Below are 19538 nucleotides of genomic sequence, written 5' to 3'. Positions count from 1 at the left end.
GTTTAAAGTTTCAAGTTTTGTGTTGAAACTTGTTTGATCTGTTCGTGTCGTTTTACTAGCCCCGATAGCAGTGGAAATCCTTTTATTTTTTTCTTTAAAAAATAAAAGATTGCAACGTATAGCGGGATTAGCTCCTGAAAATAATCAGGATAAATCCAAATTATTTTATTGTTTGAAAAAATCAGTTAGTATTTTGATATACAATTGAATTCCTTCTTCTATTTCGTTTATAAATATAAATTCATCTGCAGAGTGTGACCGCAGGGTTTCGCCAGGTCCTAATTTCAAAGATTGACAACTCAAAACCGATTGATCCGAAAGAGTAGGCGAGCCATACGTGGTTCTTCCCAAAGCAATTCCGGCTTGTACTAATCCGTGAGAAACAGGAATTGATGATGCGTTTAAATGCATGGAACGCGGATTAATTTCAGCAGTTAAATGTTTTGTTACGGTATCTAAAATTTCCTGATTGTTATAGCAATCATTCACCCTGATATCGACAACCAAATGACATTCTGCAGGAACTACATTGTGTTGTTTTCCAGCTGCTACTTGTGTTACGGTCATTTTTACAGGACCTAAAATCTCCGATATTTTTTCGAATTGATAGCTGTTAAACCATTTGATCACGGGTATCGCATTATAAATAGGATTATCCGGATTGTTGTGTGCGGCGTGACTGGCTGTGCCTTTTACGATGACATCGAGTACCAATAACCCTTTTTCGGCTACAGCCAGTTGCATTAATGTTGGTTCTCCCACAATGGCGCATTCCAGTTCCGGTAAATGTTTCAAAACGCTGTTTAATCCATTTTTCCCGCTGCTTTCTTCTTCGGCTGAAGCGACCATCACAATATTGTAAGGCAGATTCTCATTCGAATAAAAATGTACAAAAGTGGCTAAAAGCGAAACCAGACAACCTCCTGCGTCATTGCTTCCCAATCCAAATAATTTACCATCTTTTACGATGGCTTCAAATGGATCATTGGTGTAGCCTTGGTTTGGTTTTACGGTATCGTGGTGAGAATTCAGTAAAAGAGTAGGTTTGGTAGTGTCAAAATGTTTATTGAAAGCCCAAATATTATTGTTCTCTCTTTCGAAAGGGATGTTATTTTGTGTAAACCAATTTTCGATTAAAAGGGCTGTTTGGTCTTCTTCACTTGAAAAGGAAGGCGTTTCAATCAGCGATTTTAATAGCGCAATGGCTTCTTGTGTAAGGATTTCTATACTCTTCATAGTGTAATTGTAGTGTACAATGCGGTTTTGTCTTGCAACATTCGATGATGACCAATTTTTATTTTTTGAACTCCTTTGGATAAGCTGTTGAAACAGTTGTCTAATTTAGGAATCATACCGGAATGTATCGCTTTTTCGGATTTTAATTTGAAATATAATTCTTGATTGATGTTTTCAATTACGGAAGAATCATCTTCGGCATCATATAAAACGCCCGGTTTTTCGAAGCAATAATTCAAGGTGACATCAAAAACTTCCGATAAAGCAATCGCTAACTCACTGGCAATCGTATCCGCATTTGTGTTTAATAATTGTCCTTTTCCATCGTGCGTAATCGCACAAAATACAGGAACGATAACACTTGAAAGTAATGTTTCCAATAATTGTGTGTTCACTTTTTTCACATCGCCCACAAAACCATAATTGATGGTTGGGTGGTTTCTTTTGTCGGATTTAATTAAATTCCCATCAGCCCCAGAAAAACCCATCGCATTGGAGGAATTGGCTTGTAATTGAGCCACAATATTTTTATTGATTTGACCGGCATAAATCATCACAACTACATCAAGCATAGCGGCATCGGTGATGCGTCTTCCATCAATCATTTGAGGAACTAAACCAATGCTTTCGGCCATTTTATTAGCTGATTTTCCACCGCCATGAACAAGTACTTTATACCCTTCAATCTTAGAAAAATCAAATAAAAATTGTTTTAATTCCGTTGGATTATCAATTATGTTTCCACCAATTTTTATTAGCGTTACCGGTTTTTTATTTTCCATTATCCAATATTTTTTGCAACACTAATTGTGCAGCATAGGTTCTATTGTTGGCTTGTTCGATAACAATTGAATTTTCGCTGTCAATCACTTCATCCGTAACAATTACATTACGTCTTACTGGTAAACAGTGCATGAATTTAGCATTGTTAGTCAGTTTCATTTTGTCGGCGGTTACGGTCCAATTTGGATCTGAATTTGTAATTTGACCATATTCCTTGTAATTACTCCAGTTTTTGGCGTAGATAAAATCAGCATTTTCGAAAGCTTTGTCTTGGTCGTATTCAATCTTAGAATCTTTCGTGATTTCAGGATTCAATTCGTAGCCTTCCGGATGTGTAATGACAAAATCAGCATCTTGTAACTGCATCATTTCCACAAAGGAATTGGGAACTGCTTGAGGTAACGCTTTGGGGTGTGGTGCCCAAGTCAAAACTACTTTTGGTCGGTGTTTTGTTTTGTGTTCAGCCATAGTTATAGCATCTGCAAGCGATTGTAAAGGATGTCCTGTCGCACTTTCCATATTCACAACAGGCACAGTTGCGTATTTTAGGAAACCCATAAGAACGGTTTCAGCATTGTCTTTTTCTTTGTCTACCAATCCGGCAAAAGCTCTGATAGCAACAATATCGCAATATTGAGAAACTACCGCGGCTGCTTCTTTAATGTGCTCCGAAGCACCGGAGTTCATGATGGCTCCGTCTTCAAATTCAAGCGTCCAACCTTCGCTGGTAAAATTCATTACCATGACGTTCATTCCTAAATTAAGAGCTGCTTTTTGCGTACTCAAACGCGTTCTCAAACTCGAATTGAAAAACAACATTCCTAAGGTTTTATTTTTACCCAGTTTTTTGTTTTTTAGTGGTTTTTTCTTGATTTTCAAGGCTTGTTTCACCCATTTATCAAGTGAATCTATGTTTTGTATGGAGATGTAGTTCATTGTAGTTATGAATTATGAATTATGAATTATGAATTGTCCAAAAATCTAACAATCTAAAAATCCAATATTCGAATTAAATTATTTTAGTAAAAGGTATTTCGTTTCGTAAAGCTTTCAAAATAAAATTATCTTCCAATCCATTGACAATCCAAGTTTCGATAGTTGCGTCTTTGGCTATTGCTGAGGCTTCTATTTTAGATTGCATTCCGCCGGTTCCGTGCGAGGATTTAGAATCGCCAATCTCTTTTTCCAATACTTTCAAATCGGTTACCAAAGAAATGGTTTCAGGAACGGCATCATTAATGGATGCTTTGGTGTAAATCCCGTTCGTATTGGTAGCAATGATCAGAATATCAACATTTAATAAAACGGCCGTTAAAGCAGCTAATTTATCGTTATCACCAAACCGAATTTCATCCGTAGCCACCGTATCATTTTCATTGATAATCGGAATGTAATTATTTTTGACCAACACATTGATGGTGTTCACGATATTTACTTTAGATTGTTCTTTTTCGAAATCAGAATAAGAAAGTAAACACTGCGAAATCAGCAATCCTAAATCGCTGAAGTTTTCATGATAAATCCGCATCAAATGAGGCTGACCAATAGAAGCCAAAGCTTGTTTTACAAAAACATCTTTGTCTTGATTTTCCAATTTTACAAATTGTTTGGCTGCGGCAATCGCACCCGAACTCACAATAATAAACTCGTAATCATCTTGTAAAGCGGCTATCTGCATCCCAATATCTTCAATCTTTCCTCTCGAAATGTGATTGGTTTCTTTGGTTAACGTGTTGCTTCCTAACTTTAATAAAATTCTTTTTTTACCTGATTTGTCCATTTCCGTAAATATACCACTTATTAGTAACTAAATGTTGCAAACCAATTGGTCCACGTTGGTGTAATTTGTCTGTGCTTATCGCCAATTCTCCTCCTAAACCAAATTGTCCTCCATCAGTGAATCTTGTAGACGCGTTTTGATAAACGGCTGCTGTATCTACATTTTCCATGAATTTCTGAGCAATTGCATCATTTTTTGTGATTATGGAAGCCGAATGTCCGCCACAATATTTATTTATTTTGTCAATCGCTTCTTGATCTGAATTGGTTGTTCCAATAACAATTTTATAATCTAAAAACTCTTCGTACCAAATTAAATCGGATTCAATCTGAGGAACATTTGTTACTTTTGAAATGCTTTCATCACCTAAAACCGTAACGTTTCTTTGTTGTAATTCGGTAACTATTTTCTTTGCAAACGCTTCCCAATTGTTAAGATTTGTATCAATTAAAACTTTATCTAAAGCATTGCAAACAGATATATTTGAGGTCTTTCCGTTAATAATAATATCAAGCGCTTGATCTAAATCAGCTTCAGCGTTTACATAAACAAAATTATTTCCTCGACCACTTATAATCACCGGGCAAGTTGCGTGTTTTTTTACAAAAGCAATTAGGTTTTCACCGCCACGAGGAACGATTAAATCCACTTTTTGGGTTGGTTTCTCCAAAAATGCCTGCGTTTCTTCTCGATTATAATTCAAATATTCCACCCATTTTGTAGCAACATTGTTTGCTGCTAAGGCTTGGTGCCACAATTCCACAATTTTTAAATTGGATAGTAAGGATTCTTTTCCACCTTTCAATAGAATTTTATTTCCGGATTTAAAAGCGATTCCGCCAGCTTCAACAGTAACATCAGGTCTGGATTCATAAATAATCATTATGGTTCCAAAAGCCGCTGTTTTATTGATGATTTTCATTCCATTTTCGTGGTCGAAATTAAAACGCTCCACCCCAATAGGATCTTCTTGACTTGATAATTGTTGCATGGATAAAATCATGCCGTCAATTTTGACATCATCAACCAATAAACGTTTTTCCATGGCCAAGTCATCTCCAGAATAATTATTAATATCCTGTTGATTTATAGTCTTAAGATTAGCTCTTTCTAGTTCAAGAAGTTCGGCCATACGGCTTAAAACTGCATTTCGTTTTTCTATTGGTAATAAATGGTTCATTAGTTTTTGGTTTGCTATTTTAGAAGGAAAATCCAAACATATAAGTCATGTAAGTTTTTAGTTCATGTTTAATATTTATTTGCTTAAAATAAAAAAATCAGAGAATTTATAAATGATATTATTCATTTTTTAAAACTTAAATGACTGATATGTTAAAAAAAAATCATTTCAATTCTGCCAATGTTTCTTTTAAAGCTATAATAAAGGTATCAATTGCTTCCTTTTTGATTGTCAATGGAGGAAGAATTCTTAATAAGTTTTTATTGTTTGCATTTCCTGTAAAAATATGCTTGTCGATAATCATTTTTTTACGAAGTGTACTTACGTCAAAATCAAATTCTACACCTAACATTAGCCCTCTTCCTTTTACTTGAATTACTTCAGGGACTTGTTTGATTGCTTCTAAAAAATAGGCATAAACGTCATTTACGTTATCCATCAATTTTTTGCTTTCAATCACATCCAAGACTGCTATTCCAGCCGCACAAGCCAAATGGTTTCCACCAAAAGTAGTTCCCAATAATCCGTAACTCGCTGTAAATTTTGGAGAAATTAAGATACCGCCAATAGGAAATCCGTTACCCATTCCTTTAGCCAAACAAATAATATCTGCTTTGATGTCATGATGTTGGTGCGCAAAAAACTTTCCGCTTCTTCCGTATCCTGATTGTACTTCGTCCAAAATCAAAACGACATTGTAAGCGGCACATATTTTTTCTAATGCCTGAAAAAATTCAGTTGTTCCTTGGTCTAAACCACCAACTCCTTGAATTCCTTCAATTATAACAGAAGAAACATCTCCTTTTTTTAGTTCGTTTTCTACCAATTCGATGTTATTCAAGGGTAAAAAAGTGACAATTTGTTGTGCATTGATTGGCGCAACAATTTTTTTGTTATCTGTCACCGCAACTGCTGCCGAAGTTCTTCCGTGAAAGGAATTGTCAAAAGCAATGACACGAGATTTATTGTTGTGAAAAGAAGCCAGTTTCAAAGCATTTTCATTGGCTTCAGCTCCAGAACTGCACAAGAATAGCGTGTATTCTTCCAATCCGGAAAGTTTTCCTAATTTTTCTGCTAATTCTACCTGTAATGGATTCTGAATCGCATTCGAATAAAAACCAATATTATCCAATTGATTTTTTAATTTGGCAACATATTCCAGTTGTGTGTGTCCAATGGAAATTACTCCATGACCACCATATAAATCTAAATATTCTACTCCTTTTTCATCTGTAATAGTACAATCCAGTGCTTTTACAGGAGTGATGTTGTATAATGGGTAAACGTCAAATAAGTTCATTTTCTTTTTTTGTTTAAATGGTTTAAGGTTTCAAGTTTCAAGTTACGTGCGCAACCTTAAACTTTAAACTTGAAACAAATTTTTAGAATCCAGATGGTTTCAAATGCAATCCTGTGGCTTCATCCAATCCAAACATTAAATTCATGTTCTGTATGGCTTGTCCTGAGGCTCCTTTTGTTAAATTATCAATTACTGAAGTGATCAATAACCGGTTTTCTTTTTTCATTAAACTAATAATACATTTATTTGTTTGAACTACTTGTTTCATGTTGATTCCGGTGGTAGTAACCGTTACAAAAGGTTGGTCTTTGTAAAAAGCCTCATATTTCACAACTATATCTTCCAAACTTTCTTCGATTGTTGTGTATAATGTTGCGAAAATTCCTCTTGCAAAATCCCCTCTGTTGGGTACAAAAATCAATTCGTTATTATAATCCGCTTGCAATTGGTTGACACTTTGGTTTATTTCGGCTAAATGTTGGTGTTCAAAAGCTTTGTAATGCGACATATTATTCGATCTCCAGCTAAAATGCGTCGTTTCTGAAGGTGTTACTCCGGCTCCTGTACTTCCGGTTGTAGCATTGATATGAACGTCAGTTGTAAGCATTTCGTTTTTGGCCAATGGTAATAATGCCAATTGAATTGCTGTTGCAAAACAACCTGGATTAGCGATAAATTGAGCGTTCTTGATAACCGCTTTGTTCAATTCAGGCAAACCGTAAACGAAAGATTTATTATCGAACTCTTTGTCTTTTGTCAATCTGAAATCATTTCCTAAATCGATGATTTTGGTATGACTCGCAAATTGATTTTGCTCTAAAAACGATTTTGATTTCCCATGACCTAAACACAAGAAAACTACATTCACATTTGGATTTACAGTATCGGTAAAATTCATTTCGATATCTCCCATCAAATCATGATGCGCAACATGAAGTGGTTTTCCAGCATTTGTTGTGCTGTAAACAAAATCAAGTGTAGCATTGGGATGAAACATCAATATTCTGATGAGTTCTCCCGCTGTATAACCTGAACCACCAATTATTCCAATATTAATCATGTGTCAGTTTGTTTACAGATGAAAATATGTTTTGGGCATTCCCCAGAATTTTGATAAATCCTTTGGCATCGTCAGATGTCCAGGCGTTGTTCATTTCTCCATATTGTCCAAAACTTGTATTCATTAAATCATTTTCAGATTCAATTCCGTCCAATGTGAAGTGATATGGTTTTAGCGAAACGATAACGGTACCATTTACAGTGGTTTGTGTGTCTTCTAGGAAAGCCTCGATGTTTCTCATTACAGGATCCAAGAATTGTCCTTCATGAAACAACATTCCGTACCAGTTTCCTAGTTGTTCTTTCCAGTATTGTTGCCATTTCCCAAGAGTATGTTTCTCTAATAAATGGTGTGCTTTGATGATGATTAAAGGCGCAGCGGCTTCAAAACCAACTCTTCCTTTAATTCCGATAATCGTATCGCCTACGTGAGTATCTCTACCAATTGCATACGCGCTGGCTAATTTTTCTAATGCAACGATGTTCTTTGTTGGTGCGTCCAGAGTCCCGTTGATGCCTACTAATTGTCCTTTTTCAAATTGTAGCGTTACTTTCTCTTCACCCGTTTTTTGCAATTGAGAAGGATACGCTTCACTTGGTAAAGTTTGATTTGAGGTCAATGTTTCTTTTCCTCCAACACTGGTTCCCCAAAGTCCTTTATTAATGGAATATTGTGCTTTTTCCCAAGAATAATGAACTCCGTTTTTTGATAAATAATCAACTTCTTCCTGTCTTGATAATTTCAAATCACGAATAGGAGTAATGATTTCAATTTCGGGAGCAATGGTTTGGAAAATTAAATCAAAACGAATTTGGTCATTTCCTGCACCAGTACTTCCGTGAGCGATTGCTTCAGCACCAACAGATTTTGCATATTTAATAGCTTCAATCGCTTGAAAAACACGTTCCGCACTTACTGATAATGGATACGTATTATTTTTTAATACATTTCCATAAATCAAATATTTAATGGCTTTATCATAATATTTATCAACGATTGTGAGATTTGCATGTTGTGCACTTCCTAATTCGTAAGCTCTTTCTTCAATAGCGGCTAGTTCAGCTTCATCAAATCCTCCTGTATTTATAAGAACGGTGTGAACTTCATATCCTTTTTCGTTTTTTAAATATTTTAGGCAATATGAAGTGTCTAATCCTCCGCTGTATGCTAATACTACTTTTTTCATGATATTATTTTTTTAAGAACAAGGCTTGTTTTATTGATTTTAATCGGTTTAATATTTTGACATTAAATGGGTGTTTAGGCGGATCTTTAAGCTTTTCTTTTGGGTCATAAAGCATTCCGGTACACAAACACATTTTGTTGTCTTTACTTTTTAGGATTTCATAATTGGTACACGTTTGACATCCTTTCCAAAAACTTGGATCGCTGGTCAATTCTGAAAAAGGAACCGGTTTGTAACCTAAATCGGAGTTGATTTTCATTACCGCTAAACCAGTTGTGATTCCAAAAACCTTAGCGTCTGGATATTTTTCTAATGAATAGTCAAAAACAAATGATTTGATTTTTTTAGCTAAACCTAAATTTCTGTAATCAGGATGTACAATCAATCCGGAATGCGCCACAAATTTCCCGTGTTGCCAACTTTCGATATAGCAAAAACCTGCAAATTTTCCATTGTCTAATGCAATGACAGCATCTTTGCTTTCCATTTTTTTCTGGATGTACTCAGGAGTTCTCTTAGCAATTCCCGTACCTCTTAAAAGGGCGGATAATTCTATAGTATCGCATATTTCCTGCGAATACTTATAATGTTCTTCCTGAGTTGTTATAATAGAAATATTCATTTCAAAAGCTGAGTTTTTGAGTTATAAAATGATTTGTAATTTTGTAATTGAAATAACTCTATGCCAAATTCAGCTATAATATCAAACCAGTTGATTGTTGTGCAATAAATTGAACCACAATGTAATAGTGATGAATATATAGTTGTTTTTGGATATGAAAATCCAATAGGAAATAAGGTTGATTTCAAAACGGAAAAATGAAAAATGAATAATAAAACGAAACAGCTTTTGGGTACTATAGAGATAGCATCCGTACTTCGGGAGAAGTAGAAGGTCTGTTTGTCCGTGACAAAGAAGTTATATGTAAACTTGTTTTATTCATTGGTGCAAAAGTACACATATTTTTAAAACACAACACTAATTTTGTATTTTCTAACAAAATTTTAATGTATTGTGTGTTTTATTACAAATAAAAAACTCCTTGATAGTTTGATTATCAAGGAGTTTTGTATAATGTAATTAGATGTAAGGTATTAGTTTCTAAATTTATTTCGACTTATAATATCTTTAATTTTAGCTTTTAAGTCTTCTCCGGTATCATAAACCATTTGTTCGCTGTTAGGAAAAGCTACTGGTTTTCTGTCAAAATAAGAATAATAGTTATCGTCAGAAGCACGTCGATCTCCTTTGTAAGTGGCATAAATATTTTCGAAAATGAATTCGCTGCTTATTGGGAAAGATTGTAATAATTGATTGTTTCTAAAATTAATATAGTCAATTTTAGCTGTAATTTGGCAAGACTTAAATTGTCTGAATTCATAAATTCGGGCCGTTACTGTTCTAAGATTGTCGACCATAACTACTTTTCCTTTTTCATCCAGCACTTCTTTTCCGTTTGCATCTATTAGTTTTTTGATACCGTCTTTGATGATGCGTTCTTTTACAAATTCTCTTTCTTTTATTTGCTCTGGCGAAATATAAATTTGTCTAAAATTGATTACCATTCCATAATCATAGCTGATTCCTTTTTGTTTGTTGCTGTGATAAACAGTCCATTTGTCATTTAATCCTAAGGTGCTAAAATCCAATAAGTCATTTTCAAGTCGAACTGGAATGATCATATTCGTTTCATTTTTAGTGTAAACCGAAACATAATCAGAACCTTTGAATTTAGCTTCATCCATAAAACGTAAAACATCTTTATAACCAGGATTTATTTGGTTTAAGTAATCCAAATCATCATACGCCTTTCTGAAATTCATCTTGTCAGATGTAGCCATTAGTTTTTTTGCATTCGCATATAAATAAGCGGACAACGCATTTTTGCTGTCAATGATTTGATCGTTGTAATTATCAAATGGGAAAATCGCATTTCTTCCTTCTTTAATCAGTTTCAAAGGAAGTAAAGGTTTGATTTTTTCCTGACGGGAATTCAATTGCAAATACGTATTGTACATTTTTTCCAATTGTGCAGGATTAGCGTCTTTTGCCAACAAATTTATCGCATTCAAATCGCGTTCTTTAGCTTTGGCGAAAGCCTCTTCGAGCAAATAAATATAATCTTGCTTACCTTTTTTATCTTTATTGGTTTGCAAATTGGATACGGCATTATCAATTGCCTGATCGTAATTTCCGGAATTTAATAAATTTTGAGTTTGCTTTACGCCACAGGAGGAAATTAGGACGAAAAAGGATAATAAAAGAGTAATTTTTTTCATAAGCTTTCGATTGAAATGTGATTTTTTTGATGGCAATGCTGTTTTTTCAATCAGATTTATTGATTTTAATTTTCAAAATCCAAAAATAATGCCATAAAAAAACCTAACAAAAATAGTACAATTGTTAGGTTTTATGAAGCTGTGTTTATTTTTTTATTTTCTGACGAAAGGCGGTAATAACTTACTGGAAACTTCACCAAAACCAATCCTAACATGTCCGTTTTGACAGTGTCCTTTCATGATTACAGTATCATTATCGTTGATAAATTTACGTTCGGTTCCGTCTTTCAATTTTATTGGATTTTTTCCGCCCCAAGTTAATTCGAGCATTGAGCCAAAACTGTCAGGAGTAGGTCCGGAAATGGTTCCAGATCCCATCATATCTCCAGAATTCACACGGCAACCATTAGAGGTGTGATGTGCTAATTGCTGGCTCATGGTCCAATACATGTATTTGAAATTAGAATGAGAAATAATCGTTGCTTCGCCGTTTTCAGGCTGAATGGCTACTTCCAAATTTATGTCAAAAGAATGTTTTCCTTTTTGTTGCAAATAGGGAAGAGGCGTTGGTTCTTGTTTTGGACCTTTGGTTCTAAAAGGTTCCAAAGCATCCATAGTCACAATCCAAGGCGAAATTGACGAAGCAAAATTCTTTGCTAAGAATGGTCCTAACGGTACGTATTCCCATTTTTGAATATCGCGTGCGCTCCAGTCATTCAATAAAACCATTCCGAAAATATAATCTTCGGCTTCAGTTACATGAATGTTTTCACCCATAATATTGACATCGGTAGTGATAAAAGCAGTTTCAAGTTCAAAGTCGACTGATCGAGAAGGACCAAAAACCGGCGTAGTTTCTCCATTTGGTAACGTTTGTCCCATTGGTCTGTGAACCGGAATTCCAGATGGAACAATGGTAGAACTTCTGCCGTGATAGCCCACAGGAATGTGAAGCCAGTTAGGTAATAATGCATTTTCAGGGTCACGGAACATTTTTCCTACATTAGTTGCATGCTCTTTACTGGAATAGAAGTCTGTGTAATCACCAATAAGCACCGGTAATTGCATTTCGACATCTTCCATCTTGAAAATTATGATGTCTCTATCTTTGGCATTATCTTGTAATTTCGAATTTTTGACATCAAAAAGCTCTGCAATTCGGTTACGAACCAAACGCCATGTTTTTTGACCATCAGATATAAAATCATTCAAAGTGTCCTGCATGAACATATCATCCGTCAGTTCAATGCCTTCGAAATAATTTAGTTGTTGTAAAGCTCCCAAATCGATGGCGAAATCTCCAATTCTGGTTCCTACAGTTACTATATTTTCTTTAGTAAGAAATACACCAAAAGGAATATTTTGAATCGGAAAATCACTGTTGACAGGTACTTCTAGCCATGATTTTCTATTGGTATCGTTCGCTGTTATTGGCATATTTTGTTAATTATTTTGTTAAAAAATTACTCATCAAATATATTATAATCTAACTATTAACCAAACGTTTTTTTGTATTTTTGCATCAAATTAACGAAAATCAAAAAAATGCAACGCGACGAACAAATTTTTGACCTTATTCTGGAAGAACAAGAAAGACAAATTCACGGATTAGAACTTATTGCTTCGGAAAACTTCGTAAGTGACGAAGTAATGGAAGCAGCTGGTTCTGTTTTAACTAACAAATATGCGGAAGGATATCCTGGCAAAAGATACTACGGAGGTTGCGAAGTAGTTGATGTCGTGGAGCAAATTGCTATTGACAGAGCCAAAGAATTATTTGGTGCTGCTTACGCAAATGTACAGCCACATTCTGGCTCACAAGCAAATACAGCGGTTTACCACGCTTGTATCAAACCAGGTGATAAAATTTTAGGTTTTGATTTGTCTCATGGTGGACACTTAACGCATGGTTCACCGGTTAATTTTTCGGGACGTTTATACACTCCTTCTTTTTACGGAGTAGATAAAGAAACCGGAAGATTAGATTATGATAAAATTCAAGAAATAGCTACTAAAGAACAACCAAAATTAATTATTGCAGGAGCTTCTGCTTATTCTCGTGATATGGATTTTGAACGTTTCAGAGTTATCGCTGACAGTGTTGGCGCTATTTTATTAGCTGATATTTCACACCCTGCAGGTCTTATTGCTAAGGGGTTGATGAACGATCCGTTGCCACATTGCCATATTGTAACTACTACAACTCACAAAACATTACGTGGACCTCGTGGAGGATTAATCTTGATGGGTAAAGATTTCGAAAACCCATTTGGTTTAACCACACCAAAAGGTGAAATCAGAATGATGTCATCTTTATTAGACTTAGCTGTTTTTCCTGGAAATCAAGGAGGACCGTTAATGCACATTATTGCCGCAAAAGCAGTAGCTTTTGGTGAAGCTTTGAAAGATGAATTTTTCACTTACGCATTGCAATTACAAAAAAATGCTAATGCTATGGCGGAAGCTTTTGTAAAAAGAGGGTATGAAATCATTTCTGGCGGAACTGATAATCACATGATGTTGATTGATTTAAGAAATAAAAATATTTCTGGTAAAGATGCTGAAAATGCCTTAGTAAAAGCTGAAATTACCGTAAATAAAAACATGGTTCCATTTGATGATAAATCACCATTTGTAACTTCAGGAATCCGTGTAGGTACTGCAGCGATTACCACTCGTGGTCTTGTTGAAGAAGATATGGAAACTATTGTTGCTCTAATCGATAGAGTTTTAGTAGACCATACGAACGAAGATGTTATCGAGGCGGTAGCCAATGAAGTAAACGAAATGATGAGCGAAAGAGCTATTTTCGTATATTAATTTTTTTTAGTTTAAAGTTTAAGGTTTAAAGTTTAAAGTTTTGGAATCAACAGTTATTAAATACTATTGGGTATTTAAATAATGTATTGTTTTCTGAATTTTAATTTTAAACCTTTTTCTTTAAACCTTAAACTTTTTCAAACTTTAAACAAATTTTGTAATGTCTGTACTAAGATTAAAATTACCAACCGATCCAAGATGGGTAAATATTGTGGAAAAAAACATCGAGGAAATCTTGACTGATCATGCTTGGTGCGAACAAAAAGCAGCGACGAATGCGATTACGATTATTACCAATAATTCAGAGCATCAGGATTTAGTGAAGGATTTATTGGCTTTGGCCAAAGAAGAAATCGACCATTTTGAGCAAGTTCACAATATTATTATCAAGCGTGGACTCAAATTAGGGCGTGAGCGCAAGGATGATTATGTCAATGAATTGTACTTGTACATGAAAAAAAGCAGCGATGGTAGCAGGGTTTCCAGTTTAGTGGAACGGTTATTGTTTTCTGCAATGATCGAAGCTAGAAGCTGCGAACGATTTAAGGTACTTTCGGAGAATATCAACGATGAGGAACTGTCGGTTTTCTATAGAGATTTGATGGAGAGTGAAGCAGGACATTATACCACTTTCATAACCTATGCGAGGAAATATGGTGTAGGGATTGATGTAGAAAAACGATGGAGAGAATGGTTAGAATTTGAAGAATCTGTTATTGCTAATTATGGTAAAAATGAAACGATTCACGGATAAAGTGTTTCGATATTTTAGTGTAAGTAAATACAATGTTTGTTTTAAAATAGTTGAAAATTTTTGATTATTAAAGATTTTGATATTCTAAAGTAAAATGCAGTCTTAATAATCGGTTCGTAATCTTTAGTAGCTTTTACAAGATTAAATCAATTATTAATAATACATTCACAGTATGAAGCTTAATTACAATTACGATGGAAATATTGCCTGCCGTAGAATATTAGAAGACCATTTAGAAAAATTAAACATTGAATATCAAATTTTAGATTTAGGCCAAATTGAGATTTTAGAAGATGTTTCAATAGCTATTTTTGAAGAACTTCAAATAGCATTAAATAGATATTCAATCCATATTATAAATAATCCAAAAGGGCAATTGATACAACAAATTAAAGATGCCATTGTTGAAATTATTTATCAAAAAGATAAGTTTCCAAGTACCACAATTTCGCAATATTTATCTGAAAAGTTGAATTTTAGATATGGATACCTTACTAACATATTTTCGGAGCACACGCATACATCGATAGAGAATTTTATTATCATTCAAAAAATTGAAAGAGCCAAAAAATTAATTTTGGATGAAGAATTAAGCTTAACAGAGATTTCCTATGAGTTAAATTATAGCAGCGTTGCTTATTTATCGACACAATTCAAAAAAGTTACCGGTTTGACGCCATCTATGTTTAAAAGAATAGTGGATATAAGACGAAAATTATCAGATAAGATTGCATAAAATTACTTACACCCCAAACCAGACATGATTTCTACTTTAGATAAAATACATATTTTAATTGCAGATGACGACGATGACGACGTGGTACTTTTCAATGAGGCTTTAGCCGAACTTAAAATGGACAATAAATTGACTTCGTTTAAAGACGGAAATGATTTGATGGATTACCTTCAAAATCCGGAGATTAAACTTCCGCACATTTTGTTCTTGGATTTAAATATGCCTTGTAAAACAGGTCATGAATGTCTTAAGGAAATACGTGCAAATCCTAGGTTCAATGATGTTTCCATTGCAATCTATTCGACTTCTTCATCAGAAAAAGATATTGAAAATACTTTTGTGGAAGGAGCCAATATTTATATAAAAAAGCCAAATGATTTTTCTAAAGTTAAAAAGATAATCAAAGATGTGGTAAACATGAACTGGCAATACCAATCATCAGGATTAAACAAAGAAACTTTTTTCTACAGTTTGTAAATCTTAAGAAATGAAAATTTTATGATTGTTTAAAAATTCTCAAGTATTCAAAATTGCAATCTCAATATTAGCTGTTATTTATAGAACTTCAGTTTTGTGTGCTAAGATGCGTGAACTAAATATTTACTCTAATTTTAAATTCTAAGGAAACCCAAATTGAACTTGAAAAACTATTATCCGTAATTCGTATTTACCTTTCAGAATTATGCAGTTTTAGACACCATGAATCTACTTTAAACATGGATATTTTCGTATATTTATAGAAAGAAATTGCAACAATGTGTAAAGATAAATATAAGACGAAATGAGTTTGAAATTACAAATACAATTTTGTTTACTAATGCTCAGTTTACTTTCTTGTTCCAAAAATGAAACAGAAGAAATTAAACCAACTATAGGAGAAGTTACAGAAACGGTGTATGCCTCCGGAGTTATAAAAGCGGATGGGCAGTACACGGTTTTTGCCACCGTAAATGGTACACTGCAAAAAGTAAATGTTATCGCTGGTCAATCCATCAGTAAAGGTCAATCATTATTTGAATTGGAAAGTGATAAAGCTGAACTGAATACAGAGAATGCTCGATTGGCGTATCAATTGAGTCTGGAAAGCAGTCGATATATTCAAGATAAAATTGCCGAAATGGAAATGAAAGTCCAATCAAGCAGGGACAAATTGACTTTGGACGAATCCATTTATAACCGAAATAAAAACATCAGGAATCAAGGCGGAATTTCGGAAGTCGACTTTGAAAAAGTCGAATTAGCGTTTAAAAGTTCCAAAATTAATTACGAATCGGCTAAAAAACAATTGGCACAACTCAAAGCCCAATTGAAAAATGATCAAAGCAGAAATTCTGTCAACCTAAAAATAAACCAGAAATCCCAAAGTGATTTTAGTGTCAAAAGCGCCTTTTCCGGAAAACTATTTGATGTTCTGGTAAAAGAAGGAACATTAGTTACGCCGCAAACTCCTTTGGCAATAATTGGTCAGGAAAATTCATTTTTATTGGAACTGGAAGTGGACGAAAATGACATGGTTCGCGTAAGAACCGGACAACGAGTCTTGGTTACGATGGATAGTTACAAAGGACAGGTTTTTGATGCCGTTATTGATAAAATTTACCCGATAATGAACGAACGTTCCCGTACATTTAAAATCGAAGCGCATTTTATAAAACCACCCGAAAAACTCTACCCAAATCTTACTGCCGAAGCCAATATTATCATTCAAATAAAGAAGAATACAATCACGATTCCAAAAACGTATTTAATGGAAGGCAAATATGTTTTAGTAAATAATGACGAAAAGCGGGAAGTGAAAACCGGTTTAAGCGATTATCAAAAAGTGGAAATATTGTCAGGTATAGCGGCCGAAGAAACGATTTATAAACCCAAATAATGAACTTTAAACTCATATTAAACATTGCTTTGCATTTGCTACGAGCACGATTGAAGCAAACGATTGTTGCTGCCATTGGAGTAACGTTTAGTATTGCTATGTTCATTACTTTGGTTAGTTTTATGAATGGTTTGAATGATTTACTGGATGGATTAATGCTCAATAGAACACCTCATGTATTGCTGTACAACGAAATAAAACCTTCAGAAAACCAACCGGTTTCTATATCAGACGAATTCCAGAAAAAGACCAATTTTGTTCGATCCATTAAACCGAAAGACCGAGGAAAATCCATTTACAACAGTAAAACAATTTTGGCTGTTTTAAAACAAGATCCGCGGGTTATTGATGTCGCACCAAAAGTGACCTCGCCCGTTTTTTTTAATTCCGGGACGATTGAAATTTCAGGAATAATCAACGGAATTGATGTTTTGTCCGAAGATAAATTATTTAAAATCAGCGATTATATCATTGAAGGAAAAGTAGCTGATTTGCTTCAGAATAACAGTATTATTATCGGGAAAGGTTTGTCAGACAAAATGCTGCTTACCAAAGGAGATATTATCAAGATTACGACTTCCAAAGGAAATTTGGCTTCGCTTAAAATTGTGGGTATTTCCGAAATTGGAATTGCTGAAATCGATAATGTGATGAGTTATACCTCTTTGGCTACAGCCCAAAAAATATTGGGAGAACCTACAAATTACATCACAGACATTCAGCTGAATTTGTACGATATGACTTCAGCGCCTGCTGTTGCAAAAGAGTTTCAGGATACCTTTAATCTGGATACGATTGATTATCAAACCGCAAATTCTCAGTTTGAAACCGGAAGCACGGTGCGAAGTATCATTTCCTATTCCGTTGGAGTAGTGTTACTGATTGTTGCCGGTTTTGGAATTTATAATATTCTGAACATGATGATTTATGAAAAAATGGACAGTATAGCGATTTTGAAAGCCACGGGATTTTCCGGTAATGATGTGAAATGGATTTTTGTTTCGCTATCTATAATTATTGGACTTGCCGGCGGATTGTTTGGTTTGCTGTTTGGTTATGTTTTTTCTTCAATTATTGATGTGATTCCATTTGAGACGGCTTCGTTACCTACGGTAAAAACGTATCCTATTAATTACAATCCGTCATTTTATATTATCGGAATTACTTTTGCATTGTTTACAACGACTATTGCCGGACTTTTTCCTGCTTTAAAAGCCAGTAAAGTAGATCCGGTAGAAATTATCAGAGGAAAATAAAAATGGAAAACAATACTGTTTTAGAGACAATTGGATTGAGTAAATATTTTTACGATCCTGTAAAATTCCAAGTTTTAAAGGAAATTAGCATGCGTGTTAATCATGGTGAGTTTGTTTCTATAGTAGGGAAATCAGGATGTGGGAAATCGACATTGTTGTATTTACTTTCTACGATGGATACGGATTATGACGGTCAGGTAATTATTCATAACGAACTTGTTACGGGAAAAACCGACAAAGAATTAGCATTAATAAGAAATGAAAAAATAGGTTTTGTGTTTCAGTTCCATTATTTGTTGGCAGAATACAATGTGCTAAAAAATGTCATGCTTCCGGGGATGAAGTTAGCTAAATATTCAGATAAAGAATTAGAGCATCGCGCCATGGAACATTTAAAAACCTTAGATATGCAGGATCAAGCGCTGAAAATGCCTAATCAATTGAGCGGTGGACAAAAGCAGCGTGTGGCAATTGCACGTGCTTTGATAAACGATCCACTGATTATAATGGGGGATGAGCCTACAGGGAATTTAGACAAGAAAAACAGCGACTTGGTTTTTGATATTTTTAATAAGTTGACTCAAGAGAAAAATCAAACTTTATTGGTGGTTACACACGATACTGATTTTGCCCAAAAAACCAATAGAATTATTACTATGGAAGATGGGAAAATAATTTCTTAAAGTATTATTTTACTATGATTTCATGTTTGTATAGCAATCCTTTCAAACCTTCTAAAGCAAAAACGGCTTTTTTTAATTTTGTTGTTTTGGGATCAATTGTATAATTATAGCTGGTTCTAAAATCAGCTTTGTTGGCAATTGCTTTTGCAAATTCAGAACGGTATAAATCGCAGTTTTCAAAAACGACTTCGGTCAAATCTGTGCTCATAAAATCTACCGCAATAATACTGCAATTGGTAAATGATGTTCCTTTGATTTTTAAGGTGTAAAATTTGGAAAAATCTAAAACACAATCATTGAAAGCAATTTCGAAAATTAATTTATCGCACATCGCAAAATTCACGTCTTTGATTTCACAACGATTGAAAGTTACGGTTCTAAAGGCTACATAATTTATTTTGGCATTGCTAAAAGTGCAATCATTGAAAGTACAGTCAATAAAAGTAACTGCTACAAAGGCACATTGAGAGAAATTACAATTGGTAAATGTACAGCACTCAAATTCCTTAAAATTGACTTCTTCCTCTTGGTACGTGATGTCCTTATACTCAATATCTAGAAAATATTCTGCCATTTATGGGTTTTAAATCCAGCTTTTAGTGCTGTTT

The 19538-nt window shown here is 34.3% G+C and carries 19 protein-coding genes; 7 read left to right on the top strand and 12 right to left on the bottom strand.

Annotated elements, in window-relative coordinates:
* Positions 1-165: 165 nt before the first annotated feature.
* From IWX80_RS15705 to fahA, 11 genes are all read right to left on the bottom strand, one after another.
* Entirely contained in the window at positions 166-1236 is a 1071-nt protein-coding gene (locus IWX80_RS15705) for a M20 family metallo-hydrolase (RefSeq protein ID WP_196854274.1), read from the bottom strand.
* Positions 1233-2018 carry an acetylglutamate kinase gene (gene argB, locus IWX80_RS15700; protein WP_196854273.1) on the bottom strand — a complete coding sequence of 262 codons (786 nt, stop codon included), beginning with the start codon at positions 2016-2018 and terminating at the stop codon, positions 1233-1235. Before argB ends, IWX80_RS15705 begins: the two co-directional genes overlap by 4 nt.
* The gene (locus IWX80_RS15695) at positions 2008-2955 is read right to left on the bottom strand and encodes an N-acetylornithine carbamoyltransferase (protein WP_196854272.1); all 948 of its coding nucleotides are present in this window, start codon (positions 2953-2955) and stop codon (positions 2008-2010) included. Before IWX80_RS15695 ends, argB begins: the two co-directional genes overlap by 11 nt.
* A gap of 73 nt (positions 2956-3028) precedes the next feature.
* Positions 3029-3799, bottom strand: coding sequence for a glutamate 5-kinase (gene proB, locus IWX80_RS15690; RefSeq protein ID WP_196854271.1), 771 nt, complete (start codon positions 3797-3799; stop codon positions 3029-3031).
* Positions 3783-4979 carry a glutamate-5-semialdehyde dehydrogenase gene (locus tag IWX80_RS15685; RefSeq protein ID WP_196854270.1) on the bottom strand — a complete coding sequence of 399 codons (1197 nt, stop codon included), beginning with the start codon at positions 4977-4979 and terminating at the stop codon, positions 3783-3785. The genes proB and IWX80_RS15685 overlap by 17 nt, the downstream gene beginning before the upstream one ends.
* Before the next feature lie 163 nt (positions 4980-5142).
* On the bottom strand, positions 5143-6279 hold the full coding sequence (locus IWX80_RS15680) for an aspartate aminotransferase family protein (RefSeq protein ID WP_196854269.1): 1137 nt from the start codon (positions 6277-6279) through the stop codon (positions 5143-5145).
* 82 nt (positions 6280-6361) lie between these two features.
* Positions 6362-7339: an N-acetyl-gamma-glutamyl-phosphate reductase gene (argC, locus tag IWX80_RS15675; RefSeq protein ID WP_196854268.1), complete on the bottom strand. Its 978-nt coding sequence runs from the start codon at positions 7337-7339 to the stop codon at positions 6362-6364.
* Positions 7332-8525, bottom strand: coding sequence for an argininosuccinate synthase (locus IWX80_RS15670; RefSeq protein ID WP_196854267.1), 1194 nt, complete (start codon positions 8523-8525; stop codon positions 7332-7334). The genes argC and IWX80_RS15670 overlap by 8 nt, the downstream gene beginning before the upstream one ends.
* Before the next feature lie 4 nt (positions 8526-8529).
* Positions 8530-9147 (bottom strand): GNAT family N-acetyltransferase, encoded by a 618-nt coding sequence (locus tag IWX80_RS15665; protein ID WP_113634484.1) that lies wholly within the window; start codon positions 9145-9147, stop codon positions 8530-8532.
* Positions 9148-9620: 473 nt separating this feature from the next.
* Complete coding sequence (locus tag IWX80_RS15660; RefSeq protein ID WP_196854266.1) at positions 9621-10805, bottom strand: hypothetical protein; 1185 nt, start codon at positions 10803-10805, stop codon at positions 9621-9623.
* Between the two features lie 153 nt (positions 10806-10958).
* Positions 10959-12242 carry a fumarylacetoacetase gene (fahA, locus tag IWX80_RS15655; protein WP_196854265.1) on the bottom strand — a complete coding sequence of 428 codons (1284 nt, stop codon included), beginning with the start codon at positions 12240-12242 and terminating at the stop codon, positions 10959-10961.
* Positions 12243-12350: 108 nt separating this feature from the next.
* Between fahA and glyA the strand changes: the two genes are divergently transcribed.
* From glyA to IWX80_RS15620, 7 genes are all read left to right on the top strand, one after another.
* Complete coding sequence (glyA, locus tag IWX80_RS15650) at positions 12351-13625, top strand: serine hydroxymethyltransferase (RefSeq protein ID WP_113634481.1); 1275 nt, start codon at positions 12351-12353, stop codon at positions 13623-13625.
* Between the two features lie 160 nt (positions 13626-13785).
* On the top strand, positions 13786-14379 hold the full coding sequence (locus IWX80_RS15645; protein ID WP_091170678.1) for a tRNA-(ms[2]io[6]A)-hydroxylase: 594 nt from the start codon (positions 13786-13788) through the stop codon (positions 14377-14379).
* Positions 14380-14551: 172 nt separating this feature from the next.
* A complete protein-coding gene (locus IWX80_RS15640) occupies positions 14552-15115 on the top strand; it encodes a helix-turn-helix domain-containing protein (protein WP_196854264.1) in 564 nt (187 codons plus the stop codon).
* A gap of 24 nt (positions 15116-15139) precedes the next feature.
* Positions 15140-15592 carry a response regulator gene (locus IWX80_RS15635; protein ID WP_196854263.1) on the top strand — a complete coding sequence of 151 codons (453 nt, stop codon included), beginning with the start codon at positions 15140-15142 and terminating at the stop codon, positions 15590-15592.
* A gap of 340 nt (positions 15593-15932) precedes the next feature.
* Positions 15933-16991 (top strand): efflux RND transporter periplasmic adaptor subunit, encoded by a 1059-nt coding sequence (locus IWX80_RS15630; RefSeq protein ID WP_334682378.1) that lies wholly within the window; start codon positions 15933-15935, stop codon positions 16989-16991.
* A complete protein-coding gene (locus tag IWX80_RS15625) occupies positions 16991-18247 on the top strand; it encodes an ABC transporter permease (RefSeq protein WP_196854261.1) in 1257 nt (418 codons plus the stop codon). The genes IWX80_RS15630 and IWX80_RS15625 overlap by 1 nt, the downstream gene beginning before the upstream one ends.
* A gap of 2 nt (positions 18248-18249) precedes the next feature.
* On the top strand, positions 18250-18930 hold the full coding sequence (locus IWX80_RS15620; protein ID WP_196854260.1) for an ABC transporter ATP-binding protein: 681 nt from the start codon (positions 18250-18252) through the stop codon (positions 18928-18930).
* A gap of 4 nt (positions 18931-18934) precedes the next feature.
* On the opposite strand, the gene IWX80_RS15615 is transcribed toward IWX80_RS15620, so the two are convergent.
* Positions 18935-19504, bottom strand: coding sequence for a pentapeptide repeat-containing protein (locus IWX80_RS15615; protein WP_196854259.1), 570 nt, complete (start codon positions 19502-19504; stop codon positions 18935-18937).
* Positions 19505-19538 lie beyond the last annotated feature (34 nt).

Source organism: Flavobacterium sp. CAN_S2, from assembly GCF_015752255.1.
Taxonomy (GTDB): Bacteria; Bacteroidota; Bacteroidia; order Flavobacteriales; family Flavobacteriaceae; genus Flavobacterium.
Note: the sequence above shows the minus strand (reverse complement) of the source record. Positions and strands in the feature narration are given on the sequence as shown.